This is a genomic window from Patescibacteria group bacterium (assembly GCA_028715115.1).
Taxonomy (GTDB): domain Bacteria; phylum Patescibacteriota; class Patescibacteriia; order UBA2591; family UBA4787; genus JAQUSN01.
In genome coordinates this window covers 196,198-203,899 of record JAQUSN010000002.1, presented here as the reverse complement: position 1 = coordinate 203,899, position 7,702 = coordinate 196,198, and the positions used below count along the sequence as shown (strand labels likewise).

At 35.1% G+C, this 7,702-nt stretch carries 11 protein-coding genes; 8 read left to right on the top strand and 3 right to left on the bottom strand.

Annotated features, from left to right (window positions below; translation table 11 throughout):
- The 5 genes from PHV78_03605 to PHV78_03585 form a co-directional block, all read left to right on the top strand.
- Positions 1–184: hypothetical protein (locus PHV78_03605; GenBank protein MDD5396310.1), on the top strand; the 184-nt coding region annotated here is incomplete at its 5' end.
- On the top strand, positions 181–603 hold the full coding sequence (locus PHV78_03600) for a hypothetical protein (protein MDD5396309.1): 423 nt from the start codon (positions 181–183) through the stop codon (positions 601–603). The genes PHV78_03605 and PHV78_03600, both read left to right, overlap by 4 nt.
- A 7-nt stretch (positions 604–610) precedes the next feature.
- Positions 611–952, top strand: a complete 342-nt coding sequence (locus PHV78_03595; protein ID MDD5396308.1) for a hypothetical protein — start codon at positions 611–613, stop codon at positions 950–952.
- A 54-nt stretch (positions 953–1,006) separates the two neighbouring features.
- The gene (locus PHV78_03590; protein MDD5396307.1) at positions 1,007–1,723 is read left to right on the top strand and encodes a hypothetical protein; all 717 of its coding nucleotides are present in this window, start codon (positions 1,007–1,009) and stop codon (positions 1,721–1,723) included.
- Between the two features lie 4 nt (positions 1,724–1,727).
- The gene (locus tag PHV78_03585) at positions 1,728–2,630 is read left to right on the top strand and encodes a hypothetical protein (GenBank protein MDD5396306.1); all 903 of its coding nucleotides are present in this window, start codon (positions 1,728–1,730) and stop codon (positions 2,628–2,630) included.
- A 25-nt stretch (positions 2,631–2,655) separates the two neighbouring features.
- Here the strand turns inward: PHV78_03585 and fmt are convergent, their stop codons facing one another.
- The 3 genes from fmt to amrA form a co-directional block, all read right to left on the bottom strand.
- Positions 2,656–3,618 (bottom strand): methionyl-tRNA formyltransferase, encoded by a 963-nt coding sequence (gene fmt / locus PHV78_03580; protein MDD5396305.1) that lies wholly within the window; start codon positions 3,616–3,618, stop codon positions 2,656–2,658.
- Positions 3,619–3,722: 104 nt separating this feature from the next.
- Positions 3,723–4,184, bottom strand: a complete 462-nt coding sequence (locus tag PHV78_03575; protein MDD5396304.1) for a hypothetical protein — start codon at positions 4,182–4,184, stop codon at positions 3,723–3,725.
- Between the two features lie 4 nt (positions 4,185–4,188).
- Entirely contained in the window at positions 4,189–4,707 is a 519-nt protein-coding gene (amrA, locus tag PHV78_03570; protein MDD5396303.1) for an AmmeMemoRadiSam system protein A, read from the bottom strand.
- 140 nt (positions 4,708–4,847) lie between these two features.
- Here amrA and PHV78_03565 point away from each other — a divergent pair, with 140 nt between their 5' ends.
- Genes PHV78_03565 through rbcL form a run of 3 tightly spaced genes read left to right on the top strand, consistent with a single transcriptional unit; the run spans position 4,848 to position 7,697 of the window.
- Positions 4,848–5,774 carry a translation initiation factor eIF-2B gene (locus tag PHV78_03565; protein MDD5396302.1) on the top strand — a complete coding sequence of 309 codons (927 nt, stop codon included), beginning with the start codon at positions 4,848–4,850 and terminating at the stop codon, positions 5,772–5,774.
- Positions 5,771–6,394: an HAD-IA family hydrolase gene (locus tag PHV78_03560; GenBank protein MDD5396301.1), complete on the top strand. Its 624-nt coding sequence runs from the start codon at positions 5,771–5,773 to the stop codon at positions 6,392–6,394. Before PHV78_03565 ends, PHV78_03560 begins: the two co-directional genes overlap by 4 nt.
- Before the next feature lie 4 nt (positions 6,395–6,398).
- The gene (rbcL, locus tag PHV78_03555; GenBank protein MDD5396300.1) at positions 6,399–7,697 is read left to right on the top strand and encodes a type III ribulose-bisphosphate carboxylase; all 1,299 of its coding nucleotides are present in this window, start codon (positions 6,399–6,401) and stop codon (positions 7,695–7,697) included.
- Positions 7,698–7,702: the final 5 nt, after the last annotated feature.

The following is a 7,702-nucleotide window of genomic DNA, read 5'->3' as shown; positions in this document are numbered from 1 at the left end:
TCCAATCATTGTAATTGTGAAAGTTCCCAATGACGCATCTTTTGGCGACTATAAAGGTAATATAAGAATCAAAACGTCGCCTATTAATCCAGACAAGGGTAAGGTTAATATTGCTTTAGGCGCGCAATTAGAAATGTGGGAATTAATGATACAGAAGAGAATAGGGCGATTGAATTATGGATGAACCTAGAAAATACCGGTAGTATTGAAACAGCTCCGTCTAAAGTAGTTTTAGATATCTATGATCAGACAAAAACCAATCTGATAGTTTCACTCACCAATTATAATGGCATTAAAAAAGTAGATTTATTTCAAACTGAAAAAATTAGCGCTAAATTTAATCATCAACTATCGGCCGGAAGTTATCTGGCTTATTTTAAAATCTTTAACAAGGACGATTTGGTTAAACAAGGCGAATTAACATTAAGCGTTTTGCCCAAAGGAACTTTACCGCCTGATAAGTCAGATTTTAGCGATATTTTTGCTACCCTAGGTTTAAAAGATAAACCCATTTGGTTCTACGGAATTATTTTAGGAGCGCTGATAATTATTGTTGCCTTCCTAATCATTATTATTAAAAAGATAAAGCGGCATAGAAAATAATTTATGTATGTTATTTCGGGAATCTATAAAATTTAAAACTTTTTTTATTATTTCTATCGCGATAGGACTTCTTTTAAGTCCTATTTATTATTTAAACAAAGCTCAAGCTGAAAATGTTTCTACTAATGTTCAGGTGGTTATTTCTGTCTGCGGTAATAATGTTAAAGAATATGGCGAAGAGTGCGATGGTACTGATCTAGACAGCCAAACCTGTGTTACTCAGGGTTATTCTTACGGAACACTGAGCTGTTACAATAATTGCACTTTTAATATTTCTGAGTGTCGAACTGGTGGAGGAGGTGGCGGAGGAGGAGGTGGTGGGGGCGAAGGTGAAAAGAATCAAAATTAAAAAACGACGGTTATTGTTCAGGGATGGGCTTATCCAAAAAGTAATGTCACTCTCTTGCGTGATGGGCGAGTCGTCCAACTGCTTGTTGCCGATGACCAGGCTAATTTTAAATTTGAAATAGCCGACACAACTTCAGGCGTAACTACATTTAGTTTATGGACTGAAGATAGCAAGGGTCGAAGATCGCAAACTTTTAGTTTTACGGTTGATATTATTAAGAATATGACTACAACCATTTCTAATATATTTTTACCGCCAACCATTGATTTAACGACTGACGCGGTACATAAAGGAGACACTGTCGGAATTCTTGGTCAAACGCTTCCTAATAGTAAGGTAAATATATATGTATATTCTGATGATCCTATTATAGAAAGTCTTACCGCCGATAAAGTTGGAGCATATTTCTATGATTTAGATACAGACAATTTAGACTTAGGAGAACACACTACCAAATCTAAGGCATATAGTAGCGATGGTGTTATGACCGATTTTTCTAAAACTCTTTTCTTCAGCGTTTTAGATCCGTCAACGCCATTGCCAAAAAAGAAAAACACCGAAGGTTGCGCTAATTTTAATTTGAATTGTGACTTTATAACCAAGGTATACGAAGAAGAAAGTGTAAAAAATGATAAAATTAATTTTGTCGACGTCTCTATTTTATTATATAATTGGGGGAGTAAGCCTAAAAATACAAACACTGACTTAAACAAAGACGGTGTTGTTAATTATCGAGATTTAAGTATTTTATTATATTATTGGACCGGGTAAAATTATGAAGAAAAATCTCATTTTAATATTGGCGTGTATATTTTTCTCGCTTTTATTGGTTAAAACTTCACAAGCCGCTGTTTTATATTTTGACCCAAGTAATAATTCTCATGAAAATGGCCAGGAGTTCGTTGTCATGGCTAGAATTAATCTTGATAATAATGAAATTATTAATTTTATCGAGGGTTATATAAATTTTCCAGTCGATGTTTTAATGGTGAAAGATGTGTCTTTTGGTAACTCGATCCTCACAATTATTCCATATCAACCTTCAATTAATAATCAAGACGGATTAATTAGTTTTAGTGGTGGAATTCCAAATGGGTATTCGGGTAAAATTAATGGCGATCCCGGTCCGAGCAATTTATTGTTAAAAATTATTTTTCAAGCAAAAAAAGCATCTGACAATAATTTAATCCAATTTTCTAACAACTCTCAAGTATATTTAAACGATGGTTTGGCTACGCTCGCTAAACTAACTCTTGAACCAGCTCTTATAAATATTTTACCCCAATCTGTTGGTCAGCCAATTGATCAGTGGCAGCAAGAATTATCTGCCGATAAGAGTACGCCCGAAGCGTTTACGATTGAACTGCAGCGCGATCCGTTAATGTTTGATAATAAATGGTATATTGTGTTTTCGACCATAGATAAGCAAAGCGGAGTTGACTATTTCGAAGTAAAAGAAGGCGTAAGCGGTTGGCAAAAAACAGACAGCCCTTATGTCTTGAAAAATCAAACCTTAAAACAAGTCATTCAAGTTAAAGCCGTTGATAAAGCCGGCAATGAAACCATAGAATCAATCAAGCCGGCTAAAAATATTTTAAATACATATCTACTTCTTGCTATAATCATATTATTAATTGTTGTGTTAATTTTTGTAATTAAAAAACGCTCCGTTAGATAAGATCAGCTGAAGCGGAGCGAAATATTTATAAAAAAAGCGAACCAACTATTTGAGGATGGCCATTATATAAATCGTTAATGGTCATTACTTTTTTACCTTCTAACTGCACATCTATTATTTCTAATAAACCGCGGCCGGTTGCTACGGCTATTTTTTTATCAATTTTAATTATTGTACCACATGGATAATCAGATTTTTCAGATAAAATATTTGCTTTTAATATTTTAATTTTCTTTTGATCTATATTTTTATCAGTTGATTTAATCACAGAATAAGCGGTGGGCCATGGCCAGTAAGCGCGAACAGCCCTTTCTATTTCTATGGCTGGTGCGTGCCAATCAATGCGCCCATCTTTTTTGTCGATTATTTTTGTGTAAGTAGATTGATCGTGGTATTGCGGAGTCGGAATTATGCGATTATCGATCCAGCTCGGGATGGTAATGATTAATAATTTAGAGCTTAATTCGGCTAATTTTGCGGTTAAAGTTTCGCAGGTTTCATCGCCAGCCAAACTTAATTTATCATTAGCGATAATCGGGCCATGATCCATTAATTCGTCCATTAACATTAAGGTTGTACCTGTTTCTTTGTCCCCATTTAAGATAGCAGCCTGAATAGGGGATGATCCTCGATATTTAGGCAATAAAGACGGGTGAATATTCAAAGCGCTATATTTAGGCAAATGTAGTATTTTATCGGGAATAATCAGTCCATAAGCAGCAACTATAAATAAATCAGCCTTTAGACCCTTAAGCTGTTGATAAAATGTATCATTGTTTTTTATTCTTTCCGGTTGAAAGACGGTAATATTATTTTTGACAGCTAAATTTTTTACCAAAGAAGGGAGTATAGTTTGTTTTCGGCCAATCGGTTTATCCGGCGCGGTTACTATAGCCATGGGCTTATAGCCCGCGCTAATCATTTTGTCTAAAATAATCGCCGCAAATTCCGGTGTTCCCCAAAATACAATTTTTAAATTATTATTCATGATTTACTCTACACCAAATTATTTTTATATTTCTATAAAATTGATTGATATATAAATTTTTATTATTACTTTCAATATATATAAAGAATATTTGGTATGGAGTTTTATTTTTGAATGCGCCATTCTATCTCTGATTCTTGTCCGTCAAACTCAAGCCACTCGCCATCGTCATTAACTACGTACCATCTTTTTTTAGTATCGCTCCAAACCATGCGATTGCCTTGCCAAAAAGGTTTTTTAACAATTTCTTTCGGCTGTAAGCGATCCAGCTCCAGCCACTTTTTGAAAATAGTTTCGATGGCATAATCTAGTTTTCGAGATTTTGCCCACTCGGCGACGCGATCAATTGCTGCTTTGGCCTGTTCAACTGAACCAGCTAAATCTAAAAGTTGTTTAGCCGGTCTGGTAAATCGGGAATAAATTATTTTTTGTTTTTTAGCGTTCTCTTTAATCTCGCCTAAAGTTAACCCCTTGCTATAAAAATAATGATTAACGACTTGTTGGATGTCGGTTTCTTTTAAATCTTTTTTTATTTTTTTGCTTTTTTTGATTTTTTTCTCGGCCATAATTTTAATGATGACGAATAACTTCAAAACGATATAAATATATTTTATCTTTTTCAAGATCAATTCCCGCCTTTTGAGCGGCGATGCTTATTTGTTGTTCTACAGAATTAACACCGCTAATATCCGGCAATAAAACTCCATATTGGCCATTTTTATTTTTAACAATAACGCCATATTTTTTAACATCTAATTCGTCCGGAGTATTAATTGCTATTGGCTCGGTTAAAACATCAACAGAAATATCGAGATCTTTTAATTCGCTCTGTACCAGAGGTGAAAACCTATTATCATAAAATGCGGCTGAAACGGCATTAGAAATTATTTCATTTGCTAATGTTTTTTCGCCAGGTAAAATTGTTCCAATGCAGCCACGCAATGATCCGTCTTTGGAATGTAAGGAAACAAATATTCCGGCTTTGTTATTTACCATGTCCTTGGGTAAATTAATCGGTATCGGCATTAAGGCCTTGTGTATAAAGTAGTATTCTATTGATTTTCTTGCTAATTCAACGTATTTATCCATATGGTTATTTTAGCAAAATTCTTGTTTTTGGCAAATAAATATGCTATACTAAAGTCCTGTATTACTCGCCTCGCTCAATAGAGTCGAAGCGGGTTAATGTTCACTGACAATAATAATTATTTAAGACCATAAACACCTTTATGAATAAGCAAATTAATAATACCTTTAATAATATAAAAAAATTAAAAATTCAAGGCGCTACAGCAGTGGCCATGGCGGTTATTTCGTCTTTACGCAAGTGCGGTTTAAGCAGTAAAACAAATAATTTAAAAAATTGGCAACAAGAACTAAAAAAGTCTGCCAATTTTTTAATTTCTGCCAGACCTACCGAGCCGTTGGCGCAAAATAGCGTAAAATTTATTATAAAGAGCGTAGAAAAAAATAAAATAAATAACGTCGTCGAGGCAAAAGACTGCCTTGATATTGCTTGCGATAAGATAATCTTATTAATAAGCGATGCTGGTAAAAAAATTATACCTTTTGGCAGAAAAATTATTAAAGATGGCGACGATGTTTTGACTCATTGTCATTCATGGCTCGCCATTCAAACCATCATTGACGCGCATAAAAATGGACGAAAAATAAAAGTATTCAATACCGAAACCAGGCCATTGTTTCAGGGTCGCGAAACCAGTAAAGATTTTTTGAAGGCTCATCTTAATACTACTATGGTCACCGATTCTTCGGCTGGATTTTTAATTTCTAGATATTCCGGTAAATATTTAGCTATGGAAAAAATAGTTATCGGCGCTGACGCCATTTTAGCTGATGGATCAGTTATCAATAAGATTGGCAGCCATGCTATTTCTGCCGCGGCATATCTCGAAAAATCTCCTTTATATGTTGTCGCGCCATTATTAAAATTTTATCATCATTCTTGGATAAAAATAGAAAGAAGGTCTCCTAAAGAAGTTTGGCCCAGTGCGCCTAAAAATTTAAAAATTATTAATTTTGCCTTTGATTTAATTCCAGCCGACTGGATAACCGGTATAATTTGCGAGGTTGGCATTGTTAAGCCAAAAGACATAAAAAAGTATGTCAGAAAATTATATCCAGAGATATTATGATAAAATTAGTCATCTTCGATCTATGGAAAACTCTGGCATATCGGCAAGTTCCTTATAGTAGTACATCTAAAATTTTAGAAGAAACTGCTTTAAATATTCCTAAGGATAAATTTATTAAGATATTTGAATCATCATTACAAACAAAAAGATGGAAATCTAAATATAGGGCCTACAGAAATCTCTGCCATAATATGGGCCTATTAGAAACTAGGGAAAATATTGATTTATTAATAAATATTAGAGACAAAGCTGAGGCAAAAACAGAGCTTTATCCTTATACTATTCAGTTACTTAAACAACTTCATAAATTAAATTATAAGACGGCTTTAATATCCAATAGTAGTATTTTTGCCATAAAACAGATTAAAAAGACTAAAATTTTAGATTATATTGATTATCCTTTATTCTCTTTCCAGGTTGGTGTAATTAAGCCTGATTTAAAAATTTATAGAAAATTATTAAAAATAGCTAAGTGCAAACCATCAGAGGCGATAATGATTGGCGATAAATTGGGCGACGACGTCTTGCCGCCACGCCAACTTGGTATGCATTCGATTCATTTAACTACTTATCCAAAATTAAAAAAAGAACTTAAAAAATTTAATATTTTAATTAAATAAATCTATGCCAAAATCAGAGTATTTAAAGTTCGGTGGCTATCTAGAGCCGAGGTTTAGGCCGGGTTGGGAAAGGTTTATAATTTGTACTTTTCGCCTAGAGCCGGCCAAAGGCGCGAAGTTTGCCGAGGCAGCCGTAGCCGTAGCCGCTGAATCGTCCATTGGTACTTGGACGGAATTAATTACTCTGACGCAAAAAATGAAAGATAACTTAGCCGCTAAGGTTTTTTATTTAGATCCAAAAAGCAAAATAATAAAAATTGCTTATCCATTAAGGCTTTTTGAATTAGGCAACTTGCCGCAATTTTTATCAGGTTGCGCTGGAAATATATTTAGCATGAAAATAGTCGATCATCTTCGCCTAGAAGACGTATATTTTCCTAAAAAATATGTTAACTCTTTTCTTGGGCCGCGTTTTGGCATTCCCGGCATTAGAAAAATATTAAAAATATATAATCGTCCTTTAGTCGGCGCCATTGTTAAGCCGAAGTTGGGTTTATCCGCTGCCGGACACGCCATGTGCGCTTATGATTGTTTTAGGGGTGGAGTAGACCTGGTTAAAGATGATGAAAATTTAACAGATCAAGACTTTAATCATTTTACTAAACGGGTAAAGTTAACTTTAGCCTTAGCAAAAAAGGCAGAAATAAAAACCGGCGAAAAAAAGGTTTGTGCTTTTAATGTCACGGCTCCAACCAGTGAAATGATTAAGCGAGCTAAGTATATTAAAAAAATGGGCGGTACTTGTGCCATGATTGATATTGTAAGCACCGGCTTTTCTTCGATTCAAGAGTTGCGAGCGCAAAACTTAGGGCTGATTATTCATGGTCATCGAGCGGGACATTCGACTTTTACTCGTAGCAAAAATCAAGGCATTGCTATGTCGGTGATTGCCCATCTATCGCGCTTGGCCGGCATTGATCAGCTCCACACCGGAACCGTAGTTGGTAAAATGGAAGGCGAAAAGTCTGAAGTAACCGATATTGATAATTTATTAAAGGAAGATTGGGGGCATTTCCATAGCTTGAAAGAAGATTTAAGTAAGATTAAGCCGGTTATGCCTATCGCCTCGGGCGGATTGCATCCGGCTTTAACGCCTCGATTGATGAAAATATTAGGCAAAGACCTTATTATAAATTTTGGCGGCGGTATTCATGGCCATCCGGACGGCACTTATGCTGGCGCTAAGGCTGCTCGCGCTTCTGTTGAAGCGGCCATGAGCCATATCCCGCTAGAGAAATTTGCCGAAACCCGTCCTGAACTAAAAGTCGCCCTCGATTACTGGAAAAATAAAAGTAATTTATAGATAAT

Bases quoted from the DNA above. Each gene is read 5' to 3' on its own strand.
- PHV78_03600 (MDD5396309.1), top strand. From the start codon at position 181: ATGAACCTAGAAAATACCGGTAGTATTGAAACAGCTCCGTCTAAAGTA.
- amrA (MDD5396303.1), bottom strand. From the start codon at position 4,707: ATGGATAAATACGTTGAATTAGCAAGAAAATCAATAGAATACTACTTT.
- fmt (MDD5396305.1), bottom strand. From the start codon at position 3,618: ATGAATAATAATTTAAAAATTGTATTTTGGGGAACACCGGAATTTGCG.
- rbcL (MDD5396300.1), top strand. From the start codon at position 6,399: ATGCCAAAATCAGAGTATTTAAAGTTCGGTGGCTATCTAGAGCCGAGG.
- PHV78_03560 (MDD5396301.1), top strand. From the start codon at position 5,771: ATGATAAAATTAGTCATCTTCGATCTATGGAAAACTCTGGCATATCGG.
- PHV78_03585 (MDD5396306.1), top strand. From the start codon at position 1,728: ATGAAGAAAAATCTCATTTTAATATTGGCGTGTATATTTTTCTCGCTT.
- PHV78_03595 (MDD5396308.1), top strand. From the start codon at position 611: ATGTTATTTCGGGAATCTATAAAATTTAAAACTTTTTTTATTATTTCT.
- PHV78_03575 (MDD5396304.1), bottom strand. From the start codon at position 4,184: ATGGCCGAGAAAAAAATCAAAAAAAGCAAAAAAATAAAAAAAGATTTA.
- PHV78_03565 (MDD5396302.1), top strand. From the start codon at position 4,848: ATGAATAAGCAAATTAATAATACCTTTAATAATATAAAAAAATTAAAA.